This is a genomic window from Micromonospora sp. LH3U1 (assembly GCF_028475105.1).
Classification (GTDB): Bacteria; Actinomycetota; Actinomycetes; order Mycobacteriales; family Micromonosporaceae; genus Micromonospora.
This window is the reverse complement of the sequence record NZ_CP116936.1, coordinates 4,681,296-4,702,276: the sequence shown is the minus strand read 5'-3', so window position 1 is coordinate 4,702,276 and position 20,981 is coordinate 4,681,296. Positions and strand designations below refer to the sequence as shown.

Here is a 20,981-nt window from a genome sequence, read left to right as displayed (position 1 = left end):
ACCGTGCCGCGACCCATCAGGAGGCGTGTGCCCTGCAGAGGGAAACCGCCGCTGCGTCACGCCGTCGGGCTGCTGTTACCCGGCGTGCCGAGGTGGATGTCGACGTCGGCGGCCTCGGTCATCTGGTCGTACGCCTTGGTCTTGAGCCGGTTGGTCTGCAGCTCGCCGTCGAGCAGCGCCGCCCGCAGAGCCTCTGCGTCCGTGATCTCCTTGCTGGTCACCGCATCGGCCGCCGTCGTCGCGCCCTGCACGACCTCCAGGTGAGTGCCGTCGGTGGGCATCAGCTCGGCCCACTTGGCCAAGCAGTAGACCCGCTCCGGCACCTCCTGGCACTCGCTGGTCAGGTCGGGCATCTCGTCGCCAGTGCCGAGGTGGTTGGTTCGGAACGCGGCCAGTTCGTCGACGAAGGCGGCCAACTGCTGCTCCACCGCCGGAGCGAGCCGGGTCGCCACGGCCTTGCCGAAGATCCACCGCAGCGCCGCGAGCTCCATACCGGCCCGCACCGGGAGGTAGAGCTTGGCCCAGCTGGCATTGAGGAAGTCACCCGGGTCGCGCTCGGGGGCACGGGCGTCACCGGCTGACCACCAGCCGGGGTACGACACGAACGAGGCGCGCTCCCAGTCGAAGACACGGTGCCAGAAATCGATCTCCCATGCCTCGTCCCGGACGCTGGCCGGGAAGTGTGCCTCGACGATCTGCGAGACCATCTCGTTGACCGGTGAGAACCCCGCGCGCAACCGCGCTTCGAACTCGTCCCCGGCCTCCGCCGCCGCCGCCAGCTCCGCGTCGCGATCGTCCTGCCAAGCCTGCAGGTCCGTCAGATAGCCCGCGACCAGCGCGTTGTACGCGGCGTCGTCGGCATTCTGGTCGACCATCGTCGGGGTACGCCGGAACCCGGCGGCGAGTTGCACGTCGGCCCCGGGACCGGCGAGCCAGCTGGCCGCGCCGACGTGGATGCGTACCCGCAGTGCCGGCTGACCGTTGGCGTCGGTGACCACCGGAACGCCGACCACCCGAGCCGCGATGCCCGACGGCGGCCGGCGGGTGATCAGGGTGAGGTTCTGCCGAATGGTCTCAAGGTCGCCGTCCCACTCCCAACCGCTGTCGAAGGCGACGTCGATGTCGTAGTCGGCGCTCATGTCGCCGGTGAAGCCCCACTTGTCGAGTGTGACCACCGGGGAGTAGATGGTGCGAGTCTCCACGGCGGCCGGCACGCCGGGTGCCGGGCGCACCGGCTTGACCGGCATGGTGGGCAGCGCGGCGAGAGCGTTGTCTCTGATCCGCTGGCGCCCGTCGGTGATCTTCTTGGCGAACGCCAGCGCCGGGTCCTTCACTGTCGGCGCCCAGCACACCCGGGCGCCGTACCGTTCGTGGGCCAGCTCCAGCCGTTGCAGCACCTTGAAGTAGTGCAGCGTGATCGGCGTTACCCGGTTGGGGTTGCGTACGGTCCGCTTCGAGGTCGACTCCATGCCGGTCTCGCTGACCAACTTGAAGTCGGTCTTGTGCTGGGTGCGGTAGCGGGCGGCGACCTTGGAGGTGGCGGTCTGGCTGTCCTTGACCGCACGGCGGCTGGTCTCCTGGCTGGCCGCCGTTACGCTGCGCGTGTAGCCGATCGTGTGGCTGGCGTTGAAGGTGCCCCAGACGCCGGTCGGGCTGGTGTACTGGCCAGTGTGGCTGGCGTTGAGCCCCCACGTGTCGGTGAGCGACTTCTGCCGCTCGAAGCCCTCCTGCAGTTCCGTGGTGAGCGCGCTGGTCAGCTCGACGTCGGTCTGCTGCTCGGTTTCGTTCTGCTCCTCCAGGGTCAGCTCACGCTTGGTGTAGGTGCGCTGCTCCAGCACTGCCTCCTCGCCGGGTGCCAGCGCCAGCGCGTAGACGTGCTCGCCCAGCGCGAAGCCCACCGGCCGGATCCGGGTCCGGTCGAGGAACGCGATGCCCACGTCGGACTGGAGCAGGCCGGCGATGAACTCCGCCTCCTGGTCACCGAGGAGGGTCTGGCGCCGTGCCGACGGCTCGCGGTTGGTCATGCCCGAGTCTTGCCCCGGCAACGCCGCCTCGGCGGCGTCCATGTCGTTGGCCTTCCACAGCCCCGACAGGCCGAGTTCCTTGAGCAGATGCGGCAGCCGGTCATTGGAGATTCCGCCATACCGCGTCGCCTCGATCAACGCCTGCTTGACGTAGAACGGCAGCAGGGGAGTCTCACCGTCGTCGAAGGTGAGCTGGACCGGCACGAAGTAGTTGGAGTAGACGTAGCGGTCGGAGTGCGCGGTGCTGAACCCTAGCGTCGCCAGGTCCGCGTCGGCGACGACGACTGTACCCATCGGTGCTCCTCTAAAGTGGCAGTTTGAACAGGGTTTGCAGGCCCTGGTAGGTCATCTCGTGCGAGGTGACGAAGAACCCGGGGAACAACTGGCTGAGGGCGGCCTGTCGGACGACGGTCTCCCGCACGGCGTGCGCTGTCAGCTCCTCCAGGCCGGTGACGACCTGGGCTGGCACCCCGCCCTTCTTGGCTCGCTGGTAAGCGTCCGCGATCGCCTCCCAGCGACCGTCGAACGCCTCGCCGAGGTCGTCGGCGACCGTGCCCCACGTCTTCTCGAAGCGCTCCAGCTTCGTCGACGCGGTCCAGTCCACGTTGGTGACCCGGGCCGCTTCCGAGTCGACCAACAGCAGGTCGCTGCGAAGCTCACCGACGGTCGTGGACGCCTTCCACCCGAACCGCTCGGCGAGGTGGGCGGCCAACGCCTTTTCCGCGCCGGCTGCGGACGGGCTCCGGGTGAACCCGACGAGGCGCAGCAGCAGGTCCCGGTCCGGGTGTCCGAGCAGCAGCTGGGCGACCGTCTGCCGTAGTACCGCGTCGGAGCCGCGCAGGGCCGCAGCCAGCTCCGGGTTGGCCGCGCGGACCGCCTCGACGACCGTGGCGAGCGACTTCTCCGCGAACGGCTGCAACCCCGGTGAGCGAGCGACCAACTGAGCGGTTTCGGCCGCCATCCGCCGGTGTACCTGTTGGCCGAGCCGCCAGGGTTGCGCCTGCCCAACCTTGCGCAGCGCCCGGAACTCCTCGTACGCGGCGGTCTGCAACGCCCGGTTGAACACGGTGGTCAGGCGCTGCTCGAGCTGGCGGGCGATGGCGGCCCGCACTGCGGCGGCCCGGATGTCGCGGGGGGTCTTGGGCGGTTTGAGCTCACGCAGATCCTCGACTCGCTTGATGATCTCGTCGAGCGCCTGGTTCAGCTCCGCTCGGCTGGCCGAGCGACCGGTCGACGACACCGTCTCCGACATGCACGCCATCAGGACCGGCTTGCCGTCGGCGCTGATCAGCGCGCTGAGCCGGGCTCCCGCACCCGCCCCAGCGAACGCCTCGGCGTGCGCGGCCTGGTTGAACACGGTCAGGGTCAGCTCGGCGTCGACCAGCAGCGCCCGGCCCTGCCGGAACAACGCGTCGAGCACCTTCGGGGTGAACAGGGTACGCAGCACGGCCAGGCCCACCTGCGGCGTGGCCAGCAGTGCCGCCCGGCCGATCGCGACGAGCAGCGCGGCGATCTGGGTGGTCAGCAGACGGACCTCGGCGGCAGCCTCCCGGGCACCCACGATCAGCAGCGGCACGTACCGGATCGCGGCGCGCACCGCCACGCCACCGAGTAGCCGGACCAGTTGGACCAGGCCGGTCAGCAGCTGGAACAGGTCGCCGGCGATCCGGCCGAGCAGCCGGCCGGCGGCGAACGGGTCAAGTTCCTCCAGGTGCCGCCCGAATTCCGCCGCCCAGCCGCGCCAGAGCGCCAGCAGCCGCTCGGGCACGGTGCTCGGGTCCAGCGCGGCCACGACGCCGGCCAGCGCCTCGCGGACGACGGTGGCCTGCTCGGCGAGACGTTGCAGACCGGCGCGGGGGTCCACGGTGAGCACGATCAGAGTGGTCAGCTGCTCCTGCTGGAGGCGACCGACCAGCTGCACGAGCTTGCCGAGGTCGACCACCACCGTCGCGAACGACTCCCCGACGCCCACCAGGAAGCCGTCGAGGAAGAGCTTCGGATTGATTCCGTTCCAGGCCGCGTAGTGGCGCATCGCGTCGAGCAGCGCGGGGTCGAGGCCGAGCAGGAATCGGCGGAACGCCCCGTCCGCGTCGACGTCGGAGGCCGCCAGGTCGAAGAACGCCTCGGCCAGCCCAAGCCTCGCCAGCATCGCGACCAGGTCCCAGACGTTGTCGGCGGAGATCCGGCCGGTCATCGCCTGCAGCACCCGGTCGCGGGTCATCGAGCGGGTGGCGTGCGCGTCTATCCAGTACCGTACGGTCAGCGCGACGAACTCCACCCGCGGGTCCTGGGTACGTACGCCGAAGACCGCCGCCCGGTTCTCGGCGGACACCCGCGGGACACTGAACCAGTCCCGGATCATGACGGACTCACCCGTCGGCTGCCCCAACTTCCCCACCTCCTCCGGCCCTGTGCACTGTGCGGGCAAGGGGATTCGGGCGGTAGCGCCGGGTCGAGAACCCGACATCCATTCACTTCGGAGTGCACTGTCGGGTGTTCGTAAGTGGATCGATATCGGTCATCATCACCCGGGTGGGATCGTTGACCCGTGAACGGCCGTCGGGTGCGGGCCGGACTGAAGGGTAAGCCAATGTCCCGCACGTTGAGCAGGTCGCGGTCGGCGTAGGACATGGCAACCGCTCTACCCCGCCCACTCACCAACCGCCCGGACGGTCCGGCCTATCGCTTCCGGCACGACCGCCTGCGGTCCCACCTGGCCGGCGATCCGCCGCCGACGCCCACGCCGGACCCTTCTGCCGTACGCCGTCGAAGCACCGCCGTCATCGCCCTCGCCGGCGTGGTTGGCGCCGGTCGCGTAGCCCGGCGTGCCGGACCGGTAGATGGTCCTTCAGCTGAGACCCCAATCCCACTCGCGACTCCACGACCAGCGCGTCCGCTGTGGTGGCCTCTTCGGCGAACCCGAAGATGTCAGCCATGTGCTCCCGGTTGTCCAGTCGGGCCACGTCACGTCCGCTCCTGCCGAATTGAACGCGTTCGATCACGGCGATCTCGGGTTTACCCGTCTGTCGCCCGTACGCGGGTGTACGTTGCGTCCATCGGGGTGGTCGGTCCGTCGCCGGGCGCCGCGCTGATCGGCCAGTCAGGCCGCGACGCTACCGGCGCCCGCCCCACCTCGAGGCAACTCTTTCCGGGTAGATCGACAAGGTCCTCGTTGAACTCTGGCGAACGAACGCGGCGTTACCGCTTGAGAGGGAGCCCGCCGGCGATACGGTCCACCGCCTGCTTCGCCTCGACCAGGCTCGTGCCAGTCTGCTTGCGGTAGGCGCGAACAGCCTCAATCGTCCGTCCGCTCTCCAGGTGCCGGACTACTTCTGGTTCCACGGGCTCGGCGATGCCGAGGTGATCCATCACCAGATCGAGCTTCCGCTGGACGGCCGCGAGTTGGGTCGCCGAGCTGCGCTTCTCCTGGAACCAGGCTCCGACCGCAACCCCGACCGACCCGATCGTGGCGATGACGAGCAAGGTTGCTTCCCACGGATCCATCAGCACATCTAATCAGCGGTGCGCAACCAAGGCTCTCCGTGCTCCTGGCGGCGTGCGCTCTTCTGCCGCGATGCATTCGGCGTCAGCGGACGATGACAAGGTTGGCCATGTCGACGACCGGCCGGTAGCCGAGGGCGGCGTAGATCTTGTTCGAGGTCGGGTTGGCTTGGTCGGTGAACAGGCAGACCCGCGCGCCCTCGGCCTGGATCCGCCGGGAAACCTCGGCGACCGCGTTGCTGGCCCAACCACGCCCGCGCTGGGCCGGCGGCGTGTACACCGGGCCCACGCGGGCCACCCCGAACGACGGCGGGTTGGCACCGGTGAAATGCACCGGCTGCCCAGTCTCGTCGACCCAGAGCCACAGCCGTCCGGCTTGGAGCCGGCGCAGCATCTCGGCGCGGTCGGGCAATTCGTGCGCACTGGTACCGCGCGGGCGACCCGCCTGTTCGTCGGCATCGCCCATGAAGGCGGCGAACCACTCCATGACCAGTCCCACGTCGTCCTGGGTCGCGACCACCAAGCCGCCAGACACAGGTGGCGGCCACGCCAGCTCACCAAGCTCGTGCAGCCGCGTGTGCTGGGTGACCTGGACTCGACCCCCGCCGAGCCGGGTCAGCTCGGCGGCGGACAGTTCAACGGCAGGCAGGGCCCCGTTGACCGCGAGTACCTCCTCCTCGCGCTCGTGCAATGCGTGGGCCAGTGCAACGGCCGCCTCGTCGGGCATGGGCAGCAGGAATGGCGGGTAGGGGGCATACGGCGCGGTGCGCATTCCGGCACCGACCACGGCGCCGGAGTCGTCGCTGACCACCAGCCACCAGTTGCGGTCGGGCTGCGAGATCCCCTCGGCCCGCTGCGACAACAGCCGGTGCGCGACGGTGGTCACGACCGTGCAGACGACCGGATCGGCGCCCAGGTAGTCACCCGCGGCGGCCAGGAACTCACCCGGATCGGTGAAGAACCGCAGCCGCAGTCCGGCCATCGGGATAGTGCTCATCTCCGTACGCTAGCCATCGCCGTGCCATATCCACACGGGAATTCTGCACGGCCGAGGACCTGCAGGCGCTGATCCAGCCGGCATCTTCGGCCGTACGGAAGCCAAACGCCGCAGCCTTCGACCTCCGCACCTGCCGCGAACCGAGCGCTACGCATTGTCGCCGCCGGACTCGTTGGTGCGTGGTCGCTGTGTCACGCCCCGGCCGGGACTGTCAGAATCGTGTTTGAGGAGTCGGTTCGCGGAGGCGGGGAGAGGGCATGAGCGACTGGAACGACAAGATCATCGTTGAGTTTCGCGCCAACGGTGGGCAGGTCGGCGGTCAGTTCGCTGGCGCGCCGCTGCTGCTGTTGCACACGATCGGCGCCAGGAGCGGCCAGCCTCGCGTGAACCCGATGATGTACCAGAAGGTGGACGGCGGCTACGCAGTGTTCGCGTCCAAGGGCGGTGCGCCCACCAATCCCGACTGGTACTACAACCTGCTCGCTCACCCGCAGGCCGATGCGGAGATCGGTACGGACAAGGTCGAGTTGGTCGCCAGGGTTGCCGCCGGGGACGAGCGGGAACGGATCTGGAGCGCGCAGAAGGCCGCGTATCCGGGCTTCGCCGACTACGAGCGAAAGACCACCCGCCAGATCCCCGTCGTCGTGCTGGAACCTGCGCCGTAGGCAGAGACGGTAGAGCTGCTTGTCGAACGTTGGTGGTCGGCCGCCTCGGCGGCGTCAGCCTGGACGTCGGCAAGCATCCGCTCGAACGTGCCGTCCAACACCCACCTGCGCAAACGATCTAAATCGACTGCCAGGAACCGTAACGGGCGGACTCATCCCGCCCGCCGCCCTGGCCGGAATCTGCTCGTCGTGCCTGACAGCGCGCAGCCCGCGGGCTGCGCGGCAGCGGGGAGGCGTCGCGGATCGTGCGGTTGTCCGGGTGGGGGCATCAGTGGTGTGGGCGGCAGGAAGAACGGATGACAAGCTCGGTGGGCAACCGGATGTGGGTGTCGCGTTCGACGCCGTCGATCAGGTCGATGAGCAGGCGCAATGCCTCGGCGCCCATCTGCTGCAGCGGCTGCATGATGGTCGTCAGCGGCGGATCCACCAGCGCCGACTCCGGTACGTTGTCGAAGCCGATCACCGACAGGTCGTCGGGCACCGAGAGGCCCATGTCGCGGGCCACATCCATCGTGGATATCGCCGAGAGGTCGTTACCCGCGAAGATCGCGCTCGGCCGCTCGGGGAGGGCGAGAAGCTCCGCGGCCGTGCTGGCGGCGCTCTCGATCCGGAACCCGCCGACGCGGACGAGCTGCTCGTCCACCGGTACGGCGGCGTCGGCCATCGCCTTGCGGAAGCCGGCCTCGCGCAGCCGCGCCGACTTCAGGTCGGCGCGTCCACTGATGTGCCCGATCCGCCGGTGGCCGAGGGACAGCAGATAGTTGGTCGCCAGCACGGCGCCGGCGAAGTTGTCCGAATCGACGGTGGGCAGGTCGGACGGCCCGGTGTGTGGGTCGACGGCCACGACGTGGAAGCTGTGCTCGGTCTCGACCACGGTTGGCGTGACGATCACGGCCCCGTCGATGAGAGTGCCGGAGAGGCGGGCGAGCGAGCGCCGCTCCCACCCCACGGCGGCGCCCTCGCCGTCGCCGCTGCAGTAGGCCAGCAGCTGGTATCCGCTGCCCGCGACCTCCTGGGACGCCCCCTTGAGCAGCTCGGTCGAGAACGGCTCGAACTCGGCGACCAGGATTCCGAGCACGTTGGTGCGGTGGCTGCGCAGGCTCTGCGCTCCCAGGCTCGCCTCGTAGCCGAGCTCGCGGATGACCTGCTGGACGCGCTCCACGGTTGCCTGGGCCACGCCGTACCGGCCATTGACGACCTTCGACACGGTCGCGACCGAGACGCCGGCCGCACGTGCGACATCCGACATCTTGACGCGCTGCTGGAACACCACGCCGATGATGATAGGGCCGCGGCCGGGCCGCGTCACGAGCGGTTCGAAAACGTTATCGATACCGATTGACATCAAGTTACGTGACTGTAAAACTTCGCCGCAGGCCGAGTACCGCGACTGACTAGTCGAGGAGACATCGATGGCGACGAAGCGCCGTGCGTGTGCCGTGCTGGCACTGCTAATGACAAGTGTTCTCGTTGTCGCCGGGTGCAACAGCGGCGGCGACGAGGCGTCCCCTCAGAGCGAGCTGTACAAGAACCCGGTGACCCTGACCTGGTGGCACAACGGATCACAGGACGGGCCCGGCAAGACCTACTGGGAGAAGGTCGCCAAGGACTTCTCCGCGCTCCACCCCACCGTCAAGATCGAGATCGAGGCGATCGAGACCAACCAGCTCCAGCGCACCCGGCTCCCCGCCGCGCTGCTGAGCAACGACCCGCCGGACATCTTCCAGGCCTGGGGCGGCGGCGAGATGCGCGAGCAGGTGGAGGCCGACTACCTCAAGGAGATCACCGGCCAGGTCAAGACCGAGGTCGCCAACATCGGCAGCGCCGCGGAGATCTGGCAGGTGAACGGCAAGCAGTACGGTCTGCCGTTCCGGATGGGCATCGAGGGCATCTGGTACAACAAGGAAATGTTCGCCAGGGCGGGCATCGCGGCTCCGCCGGCCACCTTCGAGGAGCTCAACGCCGCGGTCACCAAGCTCAAGGCGATCAACGTCGTCCCGATCGCCGTGGGCGCCGGTGACAAGTGGCCGGCCGCGCACTGGTGGTACAACCTCGCGCTGCGCGCCTGCTCGGTCGACACCCTGAAGAAGGCGTCCACGGACAGGGTCTTCGACGATCCGTGCTTTGTGAAGGCTGGCCAGGACCTGAAGGCTTTCATCGACACCAAGCCGTTCCAGCCCAACTTCATCGCCACGCCGGGCCAGAACGACCCGACCAGCGCCAACGGCATGCTCGCCAACGGCAAGGCCGCGATGGAACTCATGGGTGACTGGAACCGCGGCACGCTGGACACCGTCGCCACGGACACGGCGAAGCTCGCGACGTTCCTCGGCTGGTTCCCGGTGCCGGCAATCTCCGGTTCCCCGGGTGACCCCAAGGCGGCCCTCGGCGGTGGCGACGGGTTCTCCTGTTCCAAGAATGCCCCGGCCGAGTGCGTCGAGTTCCTCAAGTACATCGTGAGTCCCGAGGTGCAGAAGGGCTACGCCGAGACCGGCACCGGCCTGCCTGTCGCCAAGGGCGCGGACGCCGGTGTGAAAGACCCCGCACTGAAGTCCATCCTGGAGGCCACCTCCGGGGCGAGCTACGTCCAGCTCTGGCTGGACACGGCTTACGGCAGCACCGTCGGCAACGCGATGAACGACGCGATCGTTGCCATCTTCGCCGGCAACGGGACGCCTGAGAAGGTCGTCTCGGCGATGAAGGCGGCCGCAAGCAAGTGACCTCCGCCAACCAGATCCGTATGCCCGCCGGCGGCGCTTCCGCGTCGCCGGCGGGCTCCCAAACGGCCGAGCGCGCGTCCGCCCGTCGAGCCGAGACCCGCCGCAAGTGGTACGAGATTGTCGGGCTCACCACGCCGGCCGTCGCCATCTACGTGATGTTCGTGCTGGTGCCGATGGGCTTCGCGGTCTACTACAGCCTGTTCCGGTGGCGCGGTGTCGGACCTCCCACCGAGTTCGTCGGTCTGAGGAACTACACCCTCGCCTTCCAGGATCCGATCTTCCTCGACGCGTTGCGCAACAACGCCATCATCGTGTTCGGGTCGCTGCTGATCCAGGGCCCGATCGCCCTGGGCATCGCCCTGCTGCTCAACCGTCGCTTCCGTGGTCGCGCCGTGTTCCGCCTGCTGGTGTTCGTGCCGTACGTGCTCGCCGAGGTCACCGTCGGCATCATGTGGAAGCTGCTCCTGACCGGCGACGGCACGGTCGACGCGCTGCTGCGGTCACTGGGACTGGGCGGTCTGGTGCAACCCTGGCTCGCGGACCTGGATGTGGTCATCTGGACCCTGCTGGCCGTCCTCACCTGGAAGTACGTCGGCTTTGCCATCATCCTGCTACTCGCCGGGCTGTCCAACGTGCCCGACGAGCTGACAGAGGCGGCCGCCATCGACGGCGCGAGCTGGTGGCAGATCCAACGGCACATCACGATCCCGCTGCTCGGCCCGACGATCCGAATCTGGATGTTCCTGTCCGTGATCGGCTCACTGCAGGTCTTCGACATGATCTGGGTGACCTCGGTGCCCGCGGTGCGGTCGCTCGGCGCATCGGCCACCATGGCGACCTACATGGTGGACAACGGGTTCTTCGCCCGGTTGTGGGGCTACGGCAACGCTGTGGCAGTGATCCTGTTCGTCATCTCCTTCGTGGCGGCGCTGCTGTTCCAGCGGTTCCTGCTCCGACGCGACATCGAGGGCGCCATCACCGGAAGGGCGAAGTGACGATGGTCGCGAATTCCGTTCTCTCCCCGTCCACTGGGCGCCGTCCGGTCTCCTGGGGCACGCCGCTCACCTACGCGATCGCGCTCGCGGTCGCAGCCGTGTCGATCGCCCCGGTCATCTACGTGGTCGTCGGCGGTTTCCGCACCACCCCGCAGATCGTCGCGGACCCGGCCGGCCTGCCCGACCCGTTGGTCTGGGACAACTACGCCAGGGTGCTGACCCAGAGCAACTTCTGGCAGCAGGCGTTCAACAGCGCGATCATCGCCCTCGGCACCACGCTCGCCGTCGTCGTGCTCGGGATGGCCGCCGCGTTCGTGCTCGCTCGCTACACCTTCCGGGGGCGGGAAGGGCTCTACACCTTCTTCACGCTCGGCCTGCTGTTTCCGGCCGGGGCGGCGATCCTGCCGCTCTACCTCATGCTGCGTGACCTGAACCTGATCAACTCCTACTACGCGGTGATCCTCCCGCAGGTCGCCTTCTCACTGCCACTGACGATCGTGATCCTGCGTCCCTTCCTGTCGGCCATCCCGAAAGAGTTGGAGGACGCTGCCGCCATCGACGGTGCGAGTCGGCTCGGTTTCCTTTGGCGCATCGCGATGCCGCTGTCGCGGCCCGCGCTCGTCACCGTTGGCGTCCTGGCGTTCGTGGCGAGTTGGAACTCGTTCCTGCTGCCGCTGCTCGTCCTCAGCGACGTCAACCTGCACACCCTGCCGCTGGGGGTGCAGAACTTCTCCAGCCAGTACACCACCGACACGGCAGGCGTCCTCGCCTTCACCTCGCTGGCGATGCTGCCGGCACTGCTCTTCTTCACGCTCGCGGAGAAGCAGATCGTCGGTGGCCTGCAGGGTGCGGTCAAGGGCTGAGCGGCAGCGGTACGGGTACAACCAGAGGAAGGCACAGCATGACTGAGGTCCACGCGGTGGTGGACGGACCGGCGCCGGCTCAGGCAGGTCCGGACCACGGCCGACCGGATGGGCACGACCGCGCGGCACGCCTGTGCGATCTGCTCGGCCGGATGACGATCGAGGAGAAGATCGCCCAGCTCGTCGGCTTCTGGGAAAAGGAGGACGGCGAGGCGGTCGCACCGCTGCAGGGGGAGTTTGGCGACGCCGTCAAGCTCGAAGACTTCTCCCGGCACGGGCTCGGTCACCTCACCCGCGCCTATGGCACCCGTCCCCTGGACGCGGCGGCCCGCGCGTCCTGGTTGTGGAAGTTCCAGCGAGACCTGGTCACGGGGACCCGGCTCGGCATCCCGGCGATCGTCCACGAGGAGTGCCTCACCGGGCTGTCGGCGTGGAAGGCGGCCACCTTCCCCACCCCGCTGGCCTGGGGTGCCGCGTTCGACCCCGAACTGGTCACCGAGATGGCCGCGGCGATCGGCGCCTCGATGCGGGCCCTAGGCATCCACCAGGGGCTCTCCCCGGTGCTCGACGTGATCCGTGACCCACGGTGGGGTCGGGTGGACGAGTGCATCTCCGAAGACCCGTACCTGGTCGGCACCATCGGCACGTCGTATGTGCGCGGCCTGCAGTCGCAGGGGGTGCACGCCACCCTCAAGCACTTCGCCGGCTACTCCGCCTCGCGCGCCGGGCGCAACTTCGGCCCGGTGCACGTCGGCCGCCGGGAACTGGCCGACGTGCTGCTCCTCCCGTTCGAGATGGCGATCATCGACGGCGACGCACGCAGTGTCATGCATTCGTACGCCGAGATCGATGGGGTGCCCGTCGCCGCCGACCCGACGATGCTGACCGGCGTCCTGCGCGACCAGTGGGGCTTCGACGGCACGGTCGTGGCCGACTACTACGGGGTCGCGTTCCTGAACCTGCTGCACCACGTGGCGAGTGATCACGCGGAGGCGGCCGGACAGGCGCTGACCGCCGGTGTCGACGTCGAACTGCCGACCGGCGACGCCTATCTGACCCTGCGGGAGTCCGTGCGGGCGGGCAAGCTCGACGAGGCGCTCATCGACCGCGCGGTGCTGCGGGTGCTGCGCCAGAAGCAGGACCTGGGTCTGCTCGACGCGACCTTCACCGAGGAGCCGCCCCAGGCGATCGACCTCGACTCGCCCGAGCACCGGTCGATCGCCCGTCGGCTCGCCGAGGAATCGATCGTACTGGTCGCCAACCGGGACGCGCTGCCGCTGCCGGCGGGGCGACGGGTCGCCCTCATCGGTCCGAACGCCGACCGGCAGGGCGCGCTCTTCGGGTGCTACTCGTTCCTCAACCACGTCCTCGTCCAGCATCCCGGCGTGGAGACCGGTATCGAGGTGCCGACCGTGCTCGACGCCATGCGGGTCGAGTTCGGCGGCGATCTCGTCACCTGGGCACGCGGCTGCGACGTGGACACCGACGACCGATCCGGCTTCGACGAGGCTGTCGACACGGCCGCCGCCGCGGATGTCGCCGTCCTGGTCGTTGGTGACCACGCCGGCCTCTTCGGACGCGGCACGGTCGGCGAAGGCTGCGACCGGGACGACCTGGAGCTGCCCGGCGTCCAGCGCGAGCTGGTCGAGGCGGTGATGGCAACCGGCACACCGGTTGTCCTCGTGCTGGTCACCGGCCGGCCGTACGCGGTCGGCTGGGCACTTTCGCGCTGCGCGGCGGTGGTGCAGGCGTTTTTCCCAGGCGAGGAGGGCGCCGGGGCGATCGCGGGGGTGCTCTCCGGGCGGGTCAACCCGTCGGGCAAGCTGCCGGTCACCTTGCCCGGGCCGGCCGGCGCACAGCCGTACTCCTACCTGCACCCCACCCTTGGTGAGGGCAACGAGGTGACCAACCTGCCGGCGACGCCCGTGGCGCCGTTCGGCCACGGACTGTCCTACACGACATTCGCGCACAGCGACCTCATCGTGCCCACCACTGTGCCCACCGACGGTGCGGTAGTCGTGACGGTGCGGGTGACGAACACCGGCGCGGTCGCTGGCGACGACGTGGTCCAGCTCTATGGTCGCGACCTGGTGGCCTCGGTGACCCGGCCGGTCGCGCAGCTGCTCGGCTACCGGCGAGTCCACCTGGAACCGGGCCGGTCCGTCACGGTCGAGCTGACGGTCCCCACCACCCGCCTGGCCTTCTCCGACCGCACGTTCACCCGCGTCGTGGAGCCCGGCGACGTCGAACTCTGGGTCGGCACCAGCGTGCAGCGGGACACGCAGGCGGCGACCACGCTGGTCGGTGACACCGTCCCGGTCACCAACGCTTCCCCACGCTGGACCACCGCCGACATCCGCTGAAACCGGCCTGCCTACGCCGGGACTGCCTGCGGACCATTGGCGGCGTCATGGGCGGACATGGTTTCCTGCCTGCCGGGTTCCTCGCGCAGGATGGCGCAGTGCAGCCACGTGTCCGGGATGGCGAAACCGTCCACGAGCGTTCGCATGTGCGGGCGCAGCTCTTTGAGCAATCCGTTCACCACGCCGGTGATCGCCTTCGAGCGGGCCGGCGTGAGCCGACCGTGCTCCAGGAACCACCCCTTGTTCGCCTCGATGACGCTGAGCGCGTACAGGTCACAGACGCGGGAGAAAAGCGCCTGGACCGCCGGGTCTGCGGTGCCCTCGATGCCAGCGACGAACGCCTCCAGGGTGACCCGGTCGATGTGCGCGGCGGCGACGGCCAGGACGTGGTCCTGAACGTCGTTGAAGATGTCGAAGGGATGGTCCTTCTTGGTGGCCGCGCCGTTGCGAAGGCGACGGACCGCGCCGTCGAGGAGATGCCGCTCGCGGTCCTCGAACACCTTCAGCTGCCAGCCGCGGTCGGTGACGGCGACCTCCTCGTCGCGGCCGGGCACGGCGCCGATCAGCCGTTCGATGACCGACCGCGCGGCAGTGCGCTCAAGCATCATTTCGCGGACCTGCTCGGCGACGAAAGAGGCGCGCCCCCAGCCGTCCAACGAGCCGAACTCGTCGCGGTAGCCGGTGAGCAGCCCCTTGGCCACCAGCTGCAGCAGCACCGTGTTGTCGCCCTCGAACGTGGTGAAGACGTCGGTGTCGGCCTTGAGACTGGGTAGCCGGTTTTCCGCCAGGTAGCCGGCGCCGCCGCACGCCTCGCGGCACATCTGGATGGTGCGGGTCGCGTGCCAGGTCTGCGCGGCCTTGAGACCGGCGGCCCGGGACTCCAGCTCCCGCTGCCGGTGCTCGTCGACCGGCCCGTCGCCGCCCTGCACCTCATTCAGCGCGGTGACCAGCTCGGTCTGGGCGAAGTGCAGCGCGTACGTGGTGGCCAGCGCTGGAAGCAGCTTGCGCTGGTGGGCCAGGTAGTCGTTGATCAGCACCTCCCGGTCCGCATCGGGTGTGTCGAACTGGCGGCGGATGTCGCCGTAGCGCACCGCGATGGTCAGTGCCGACTTGGTGGCCGCAGACGCGGCGCCGCCCACGCTCACCCGACCGCGGACCAGGGTGCCGAGCATGGTGAAGAAGCGCTTCGAGTCGTTCTCGATCGGACTGGAGTACGTGCCGTCCTCGGCGACCTGACCGTAACGGTCCAGCAGCATGTCGCGGGGCACCTGCACGTGGTCGAAGCTGAGCCGTCCGTTGTCCACGCCGAGCAGGCCAGCCTTGGGTCCGGCGTCGCCGATGGTCACGCCGGGCAGCGGGTTGCCCTGCGCGTCGCGGATCGGGACCAGCCACGCGTGTACGCCGTGTCGTCGCCCGTCGGTGATCAGCTGCGCGAAGACGACCGCCATGCGTCCGTCCCGGGCGGCGTTGCCGATGTAGTCCTTGCGTGCCGCCTCGTGCGGGGTGTGCAGGTCGAAGGTCTGCGTCTGCGGGTCGTACGTGCAGGTGGTGCGCAGTTGCTGGACGTCGGAGCCGTGGCCGGTCTCGGTCATCGCGAAGCAGCCGAAGATCGAGCCCGAGATGATGTCCCGCAGATAGGCGTCGTGGTGTCGCCGGGTGCCGAGGGCTTGGACGGCGCCGCCGAACAGGCCCCACTGCACGCCCGCCTTGACCATCAGCGACAGGTCGACCTGCGCCAGCATCTCGCTGGCGATGATCGACCCGCCGATGTCGGAGCTGCCGCCGTACTCGGTGGGGAAGGCCGACGCGATCCCCAGTTCGACGGGGAGTTCCGTGAGCAGCCGGGAGATCCGCGCACGTGCCTGGTCACCGGTCTCGCCGTACACCGGGAGGAAGCGCGCGTCGAGGTGCTCCCGGTGCGCGTTGCGGACCTCGGCCCACGGTCCGTCGAGCACTTCCCGCAGGCGAGCGAGGTCGATGTGGCCGGACGCGTGATCGTGCATGGTCACCCCTCGGCTAGCGGACATATGGGTACAGTCTGTACCCGATCAAGGGTACCGGGGGGCTGCGGTGACCTGGCGAGCGAGATCATGGTGAGACGGGACACCATCGACGAACTCTCCCACCTCACGCGACGACCTCGGCAAGCTCGATCGTGTAGTTGGAGGTACCCGGCTTGCGCAGGAAGGTGTGCGCGAGGAACGCGGTGAGGTGGCAGAGGACCGCGTTCACACCGGTCGCTGCGGTGAGCCCGGTCAGGATGCCGGTCGAAGGCTGACCTGCATCGGCGTGGACCGTGGCGGTGACGATCGCCGACATGATGGGGATATCCATGGTGATGCCGACCTGCTGGCTCATCGTCGCCAGTCCAGTCGCGAGCCCTTGTTCCTGGTCCGGCACGCCAGGGGTCACGGTGACCATGAAGCCGACGATGGCGACCAGGTTGGCCACGCCGGCGATAAGGGTGGCAACCAGGAGGAACGCCAGCGACGTCTCGGTGACGAAGGCGATCAGGCCGGCGAAGTTGCCCCACCCGACGGAGCGACGTGTCAGGACACTGAACGGAACCAACGGCTCCTTTACGCGCTTCTCCACGGCCCAGAACACGACCAGGAGTACGGCACCAGCCAGCAGGCAGAGCAGGGCGGTCGGTTTCTGCCACGACTGCTCGCCAGCGACGGTGAGGCCGTAGACGATGGCAAGAAGCCCCAGGGTGCCGCTACAAGCGGTCCGTCGCCGACGGGATCATCTTTCATTTCGGCTTTGCGATCGCCGCCAGGCCGGCGGCGTACAGGTCGGCCGGCACGTTCTCGGGGTCGATGAGGTGCTGCAGGCCCACGCCGATCTCCAGGGCCACGAGCAGGGCGGCCAGCTGTTCGGGGGGCATTGCTGGTTCGCCGTCGGTCTGCTCGGCTATCTGCTTGAGGTTGGCCTCGCGCGCGCTGCGCAGCCATTGGGCAACGGTGTCGCCGGAGGTCGGGTTCCGCATGCTGTACAGCCAGAACTCGAGGAAGGCCATGGCGAACCGGCGATGCTCGGGCAGCAGGATGTTGGACCCGAAGCTCTCGCCTAGCCGGTGCAGCACGTCGCTCGCGGACCCGGCGGCGGGCTCGTGGCCGTCGGCGTTGCGACCGGCCAGGATCGCGTCCACGAGCCCGCTCTTGCCGTCGAAGTTCGCATAGATCGCACCCTTGGTCAGCCCTGCCTCGGCGGCCACGTCGTCGAGTGAGGTCTGGTGGATTCCACGTTCGGCGAACAGCCGCTCCGCCGCGTTGATCAGGAGTTGGCGTGTTCGCTGCTGTTGCTGCGTACGGGTCAGTCGTGGCGCCATGACCTTGATCCTCGCATATTCGTTAGCTTGACATCTTGGCGAGTATCAGGATACTCGGAGGAATCCGAATACCGGATAGTATCTGAGGGAGACGGGATGCTGCTGCAGATCGACGGTCTGACCAAGGTGTACAGACGGGGGGTTAAAGCCAACGACCGGCTGTCGCTGCAGGTCGCCGAGGGCGAGATACTGGCCCTGCTGGGCCACAACGGATCCGGCAAGACCACTCTGGTCAATCAGGTCGCCGGCTTGGTTAAGCCCACCGAGGGGCAGATCCTTTTGGACGGCCATGACGTCGTCAAGGATCCGGCGTTCGCCCGGCGGTCGTGCTCCCTGCAGCCTCAGGCTCATGCCCCGTTGAACGGGGTCACGCCGCGCCAGGCCATCGACACGCTGGGCCGGATCCGCGGCGGCTCCCGGCAGCAGGTCCGTCGACGGCTGGAACATCTCGTCACCGCCCTGAACATCGGCGAGTGGGCCGACGTGCCGGGTGAGCGCCTGTCCGGTGGGGTCCGGCGGCTGACCGCGTTCGCCATGGCCGTCGTCGAGCCGGGCCGCCTGGTCATGCTGGACGAGCCGACCAACGACGTCGACCCGGTGCGGCGACGGCTGATGTGGCGGGAGATCCGGCGGCTCGCGACGGACGGCTGCGCGATCATTCTGGTCACCCACAACGTTGCCGAGGCGGAGCGCAGCGTGGACCGCATCACAGTCCTCAACCACGGACGGATCGCGGCCACTGGCACCCCCGCCGAGCTGCGGGTCCGCGCTTCCGGAGACCTCCTGCTGGACCTCACGCTGAGCAAGGGCCAGCCGCCTGCCCTTCCCGGCTGGGCCGGTCCTCCCACTGTGGCCGGGAACCGCATGGTCGTACCGGTCGCCACCGTGTCCGCGCAGCAGGCGATCGAGTGGGCACAGCACCTGCTCGCCTCCGAGGAGGTCGTGCAGTTCGCCCTCAATCCGATCAGCCTGGAAGACATCTACGTCGGCCTGACGACCACTGCAAAGGAGGCCGACGATGTTTCGATGGCTACGTAGTTACCTGCTGCTGCTGCGCTGGAGCATGCTCCGGCTCAAATTCATGCTCCCGCTGATGCTGATCATCCAGACCATGCTCGCGGTCGGGATCGTGATCGGCTTCTCGTTCCTCATGCCGGAGGTGGACAAGACCACCGCCCTCTACCTGTCGACCGGTGCTCCCACGCTCGGCCTGATCACCGTCGGCATGGTCCTCGCCCCGCAGATGATCGCCACGGCGAAGACCGAGGGGACCTTCGAGTACAACCGCACACTCCCCGTGCCCCGATCGGCGATCCTGGCGGCTGACGTCAGCATCTGGCTGGCCACCTCCCTGCCTGGCCTGGCGCTGGCGCTGCTGACCGCGACGCTGCGCTTCGACCTCGATCTCAACATCAGCCCGGCGGTCGTGCCGGCGATCCTGCTCGTCGCCCTCACCGCGACAGCCATCGGCTACGCGATCGCCTATGCCGCCCCGGCCGCGCTCGCCAGCCTGTTGGCCCAGTTGATCGTCTTCATCGCGCTGATGTTCTCGCCCATCAATTTCCCGGCCGAGCGGCTGCCCGGCTGGCTGCAGGCTGTGCATCAGGCGCTGCCGTTTCAGTACATGGCGGAAGCCGTGCGCAGCACGCTGACGGTGCCGGCAGACGGGATCAGCGCCACGCCGTTCCTCGTTCTCGCCGTGTGGTGTGTTGTAGGCCTTGCCCTCACGCTGCGCATCATGACCCGTCGGCCGTGACCGACTGAAGGAATTGCCACATGTCTGCGGGCGGTCTCCGAGAAGGAGGCCGTCCGCAGCAATTTGCTGAATAGGGAGCGCCGGTCGGGCTAGCCGAATGGCTAGCGTTTCCGCCGGCCGAACCAATGGGACGATGTAATGGCAATGGAAATACCGTGCGAACCGCGCGCAAAAAGCAGCGGAACCTTCGAAAGAATTCCAGGGGAGCGTTGTCATGCCTGTCGAGGTTCACATTCCCACGATGCTGCGGGGCTGCACCGGCGGCGCCAGGACCGTGGAGGGATCGGGGGGCACCCTCGCCGATCTGCTGGGCGATCTGGAGGCCCGCTACGCCGGCGTCCGGGATCGCATGGTCACCGAGACGGGCGCGCTCCGCCGCCTGGTGCTCGTGTACGTCAACGACCACGACGTCCGAGGCCTCGGCGGGCTGCAGGCCACCATCCGTGACGGCGACACCGTGACGATCAGCCCGGCCCTGGCCGGCGGGGCGATGGGCCTCGCCGCCGCCGCGGCCCTCAACGGCCTGTGGGCCATGGAGACGATGGCGCACGAAAAGGACTGAGCGCTACGCGCCGGCGGCCATGCGGCGCTCGGCCAGCCAGGCAGCGGCCGCTCCGGGCGGGACCCCCTCGGTCTCAGCCAACCGGATGACCTGCTGTGTCGTGTCGAAGATCCGGGTCACCCGCCGCTTGGCCCGCTCGAAGTCGAACCCGTCGATCTCGTCGGCGACCTGGACGACTCCGCCGGCGTTGACCACGTAGTCGGGCGCGTAGAGGATGCCGTGGTCGACGAGCAGTTTGTCGACACCGGGGTGGGCGAGCTGGTTGTTGGCCGCGCCGGCGACCACCTTGGCCCGCATCGCCGGCACTGTCTCGTCGTCCAGCGCACCGCCGAGCGCGCACGGGGCGTACACGTCGATGTCGGATCTGCTCAGGGTTGTGGAGTCGTCGACGAGATCGACCTGCGGATACGTGGCGCGGGCCCAGGACAGCGCACGCTCGTCGACGTCGGTGGCGACCACGGCGGCGCCGTCGTCGAGCAGGTGCGCCGTCAGGTGCTTGCCGACCTTGCCGAGGCCCGCCACGCCGATCCGGCGGCCGGCGAGCGAGGTGGTGCCCCAGACGTGCTCGGCTGCGGCCCGCATGCCCTGGAACACGCCCCAGGCGGTGAGGATCGAGGAGTCACCAGCGCCGCCGTGGTCGACACTGCGGCCGGCGACGAAGCGGGTCTCGCGGGCGACGACGTCCATGTCGGCGACGTACGTGCCGACGTCGCAGGCGGTGTAGTAGCGGCCGTTCAGCGAGTCGACGAACCGCCCGTATGCCCGCATCAGGGCCTCGGTCTTGACCTCCTGAGGATCACCCCAGATGACCGCCTTGCCGCCGCCCAGGTTCAGGCCGGCGACCGCGTTCTTGTAGGCCATCGCGCGCGAGAGTTCGAGCACGTCGCGGACAGCGTCGTCCTCGCTGGCGTACGGGTAGAAGCGGGTGCCGCCCAGTGCCGGGCCCAGCACCGTGGAGTAGATCCCGATGACGGCCCGCAGGCCGGTGCGCTTGTCCTGGCAGAACACCAGCTGCTCGTGGCCCGTGTCCGGTCCGGACATGTCGGCGAATACGCCCATGACTCACTTCCCGTGTCTAGTGCGGCGTGAGTTTCTCACTGTTCCCGATGTCATGGAGCCAGCGTCAAGCTAGCCAATCGGATACTGGTAGCCGTCCGGCCCTGGCCAGACCGCGCCGATCGGGTATGGCCACAGAGGCCGTGCC

17 protein-coding genes are annotated in these 20,981 nt (G+C 68.6%); 8 read left to right on the top strand and 9 right to left on the bottom strand.

Features of this window, described 5'->3' with window-relative positions; translation table 11 throughout:
* Window positions 1-56 precede the first annotated feature (56 nt).
* The 4 genes from PCA76_RS21385 to PCA76_RS21370 all read right to left on the bottom strand — a co-directional run bounded on the left by PCA76_RS21385 (window position 57) and on the right by PCA76_RS21370 (window position 6,522).
* Window positions 57-2,318 carry a hypothetical protein gene (locus tag PCA76_RS21385; protein ID WP_272612267.1) on the bottom strand — a complete coding sequence of 754 codons (2,262 nt, stop codon included), beginning with the start codon at window positions 2,316-2,318 and terminating at the stop codon, window positions 57-59.
* Window positions 2,319-2,328: 10 nt separating this feature from the next.
* Complete coding sequence (locus PCA76_RS21380; protein WP_272612266.1) at window positions 2,329-4,422, bottom strand: hypothetical protein; 2,094 nt, start codon at window positions 4,420-4,422, stop codon at window positions 2,329-2,331.
* A gap of 800 nt (window positions 4,423-5,222) precedes the next feature.
* Complete coding sequence (locus PCA76_RS21375; protein ID WP_272612264.1) at window positions 5,223-5,534, bottom strand: hypothetical protein; 312 nt, start codon at window positions 5,532-5,534, stop codon at window positions 5,223-5,225.
* Window positions 5,535-5,610: 76 nt separating this feature from the next.
* Complete coding sequence (locus PCA76_RS21370; RefSeq protein ID WP_272612262.1) at window positions 5,611-6,522, bottom strand: GNAT family N-acetyltransferase; 912 nt, start codon at window positions 6,520-6,522, stop codon at window positions 5,611-5,613.
* A 257-nt stretch (window positions 6,523-6,779) separates the two neighbouring features.
* Here PCA76_RS21370 and PCA76_RS21365 point away from each other — a divergent pair, with 257 nt between their 5' ends.
* Window positions 6,780-7,187: a nitroreductase family deazaflavin-dependent oxidoreductase gene (locus PCA76_RS21365; protein WP_272612261.1), complete on the top strand. Its 408-nt coding sequence runs from the start codon at window positions 6,780-6,782 to the stop codon at window positions 7,185-7,187.
* A 268-nt stretch (window positions 7,188-7,455) separates the two neighbouring features.
* On the opposite strand, the gene PCA76_RS21360 is transcribed toward PCA76_RS21365, so the two are convergent.
* On the bottom strand, window positions 7,456-8,460 hold the full coding sequence (locus tag PCA76_RS21360; protein ID WP_272612260.1) for a LacI family DNA-binding transcriptional regulator: 1,005 nt from the start codon (window positions 8,458-8,460) through the stop codon (window positions 7,456-7,458).
* Window positions 8,461-8,599: 139 nt separating this feature from the next.
* Here PCA76_RS21360 and PCA76_RS21355 point away from each other — a divergent pair, with 139 nt between their 5' ends.
* From PCA76_RS21355 to PCA76_RS21340, 4 genes are read left to right on the top strand one after another with little or no spacing between them, the layout of a single operon-like run.
* Window positions 8,600-9,907, top strand: a complete 1,308-nt coding sequence (locus tag PCA76_RS21355) for an ABC transporter substrate-binding protein (protein ID WP_272612258.1) — start codon at window positions 8,600-8,602, stop codon at window positions 9,905-9,907.
* The gene (locus PCA76_RS21350; RefSeq protein WP_272612257.1) at window positions 9,904-10,902 is read left to right on the top strand and encodes a carbohydrate ABC transporter permease; all 999 of its coding nucleotides are present in this window, start codon (window positions 9,904-9,906) and stop codon (window positions 10,900-10,902) included. Before PCA76_RS21355 ends, PCA76_RS21350 begins: the two co-directional genes overlap by 4 nt.
* The gene (locus PCA76_RS21345; protein WP_272612256.1) at window positions 10,899-11,765 is read left to right on the top strand and encodes a carbohydrate ABC transporter permease; all 867 of its coding nucleotides are present in this window, start codon (window positions 10,899-10,901) and stop codon (window positions 11,763-11,765) included. The genes PCA76_RS21350 and PCA76_RS21345 overlap by 4 nt, the downstream gene beginning before the upstream one ends.
* A gap of 38 nt (window positions 11,766-11,803) precedes the next feature.
* Window positions 11,804-14,128 (top strand): beta-glucosidase family protein, encoded by a 2,325-nt coding sequence (locus PCA76_RS21340; protein ID WP_272612255.1) that lies wholly within the window; start codon window positions 11,804-11,806, stop codon window positions 14,126-14,128.
* A gap of 11 nt (window positions 14,129-14,139) precedes the next feature.
* Here the strand turns inward: PCA76_RS21340 and PCA76_RS21335 are convergent, their stop codons facing one another.
* The 3 genes from PCA76_RS21335 to PCA76_RS21325 all read right to left on the bottom strand — a co-directional run bounded on the left by PCA76_RS21335 (window position 14,140) and on the right by PCA76_RS21325 (window position 17,459).
* On the bottom strand, window positions 14,140-16,131 hold the full coding sequence (locus PCA76_RS21335; protein WP_272612254.1) for an acyl-CoA dehydrogenase family protein: 1,992 nt from the start codon (window positions 16,129-16,131) through the stop codon (window positions 14,140-14,142).
* 124 nt (window positions 16,132-16,255) lie between these two features.
* Window positions 16,256-16,735, bottom strand: coding sequence for a hypothetical protein (locus tag PCA76_RS21330; protein WP_272612253.1), 480 nt, complete (start codon window positions 16,733-16,735; stop codon window positions 16,256-16,258).
* A 145-nt stretch (window positions 16,736-16,880) separates the two neighbouring features.
* Window positions 16,881-17,459, bottom strand: a complete 579-nt coding sequence (locus tag PCA76_RS21325; RefSeq protein WP_272612252.1) for a TetR/AcrR family transcriptional regulator — start codon at window positions 17,457-17,459, stop codon at window positions 16,881-16,883.
* Window positions 17,460-17,555: 96 nt separating this feature from the next.
* Between PCA76_RS21325 and PCA76_RS21320 the strand changes: the two genes are divergently transcribed.
* The 3 genes from PCA76_RS21320 (at window position 17,556) to PCA76_RS21310 (ending at window position 19,777) form a co-directional block, all read left to right on the top strand.
* Window positions 17,556-18,497 (top strand): ABC transporter ATP-binding protein, encoded by a 942-nt coding sequence (locus PCA76_RS21320; protein ID WP_272612251.1) that lies wholly within the window; start codon window positions 17,556-17,558, stop codon window positions 18,495-18,497.
* Complete coding sequence (locus PCA76_RS21315) at window positions 18,478-19,215, top strand: ABC transporter permease (protein WP_272612250.1); 738 nt, start codon at window positions 18,478-18,480, stop codon at window positions 19,213-19,215. Before PCA76_RS21320 ends, PCA76_RS21315 begins: the two co-directional genes overlap by 20 nt.
* Before the next feature lie 214 nt (window positions 19,216-19,429).
* Window positions 19,430-19,777 (top strand): MoaD/ThiS family protein, encoded by a 348-nt coding sequence (locus tag PCA76_RS21310; RefSeq protein WP_272612249.1) that lies wholly within the window; start codon window positions 19,430-19,432, stop codon window positions 19,775-19,777.
* A 3-nt stretch (window positions 19,778-19,780) separates the two neighbouring features.
* Here PCA76_RS21310 and PCA76_RS21305 read toward each other — a convergent pair whose 3' ends face one another.
* Window positions 19,781-20,836, bottom strand: coding sequence for a Glu/Leu/Phe/Val family dehydrogenase (locus tag PCA76_RS21305; RefSeq protein ID WP_272612248.1), 1,056 nt, complete (start codon window positions 20,834-20,836; stop codon window positions 19,781-19,783).
* Window positions 20,837-20,981 lie beyond the last annotated feature (145 nt).

Excerpts from the sequence above, each read along its gene's own strand:
- PCA76_RS21325 (WP_272612252.1), bottom strand. The coding sequence starts at position 17,459 with ATGGCGCCACGACTGACCCGTACGCAGCAACAGCAGCGAACACGCCAA.
- PCA76_RS21310 (WP_272612249.1), top strand. The coding sequence starts at position 19,430 with ATGCCTGTCGAGGTTCACATTCCCACGATGCTGCGGGGCTGCACCGGC.
- PCA76_RS21340 (WP_272612255.1), top strand. The coding sequence starts at position 11,804 with ATGACTGAGGTCCACGCGGTGGTGGACGGACCGGCGCCGGCTCAGGCA.
- PCA76_RS21320 (WP_272612251.1), top strand. The coding sequence starts at position 17,556 with ATGCTGCTGCAGATCGACGGTCTGACCAAGGTGTACAGACGGGGGGTT.
- PCA76_RS21365 (WP_272612261.1), top strand. The coding sequence starts at position 6,780 with ATGAGCGACTGGAACGACAAGATCATCGTTGAGTTTCGCGCCAACGGT.
- PCA76_RS21305 (WP_272612248.1), bottom strand. The coding sequence starts at position 20,836 with ATGGGCGTATTCGCCGACATGTCCGGACCGGACACGGGCCACGAGCAG.
- PCA76_RS21385 (WP_272612267.1), bottom strand. The coding sequence starts at position 2,318 with ATGGGTACAGTCGTCGTCGCCGACGCGGACCTGGCGACGCTAGGGTTC.
- PCA76_RS21370 (WP_272612262.1), bottom strand. The coding sequence starts at position 6,522 with ATGAGCACTATCCCGATGGCCGGACTGCGGCTGCGGTTCTTCACCGAT.
- PCA76_RS21335 (WP_272612254.1), bottom strand. The coding sequence starts at position 16,131 with ATGCACGATCACGCGTCCGGCCACATCGACCTCGCTCGCCTGCGGGAA.
- PCA76_RS21315 (WP_272612250.1), top strand. The coding sequence starts at position 18,478 with ATGTTTCGATGGCTACGTAGTTACCTGCTGCTGCTGCGCTGGAGCATG.
- PCA76_RS21355 (WP_272612258.1), top strand. The coding sequence starts at position 8,600 with ATGGCGACGAAGCGCCGTGCGTGTGCCGTGCTGGCACTGCTAATGACA.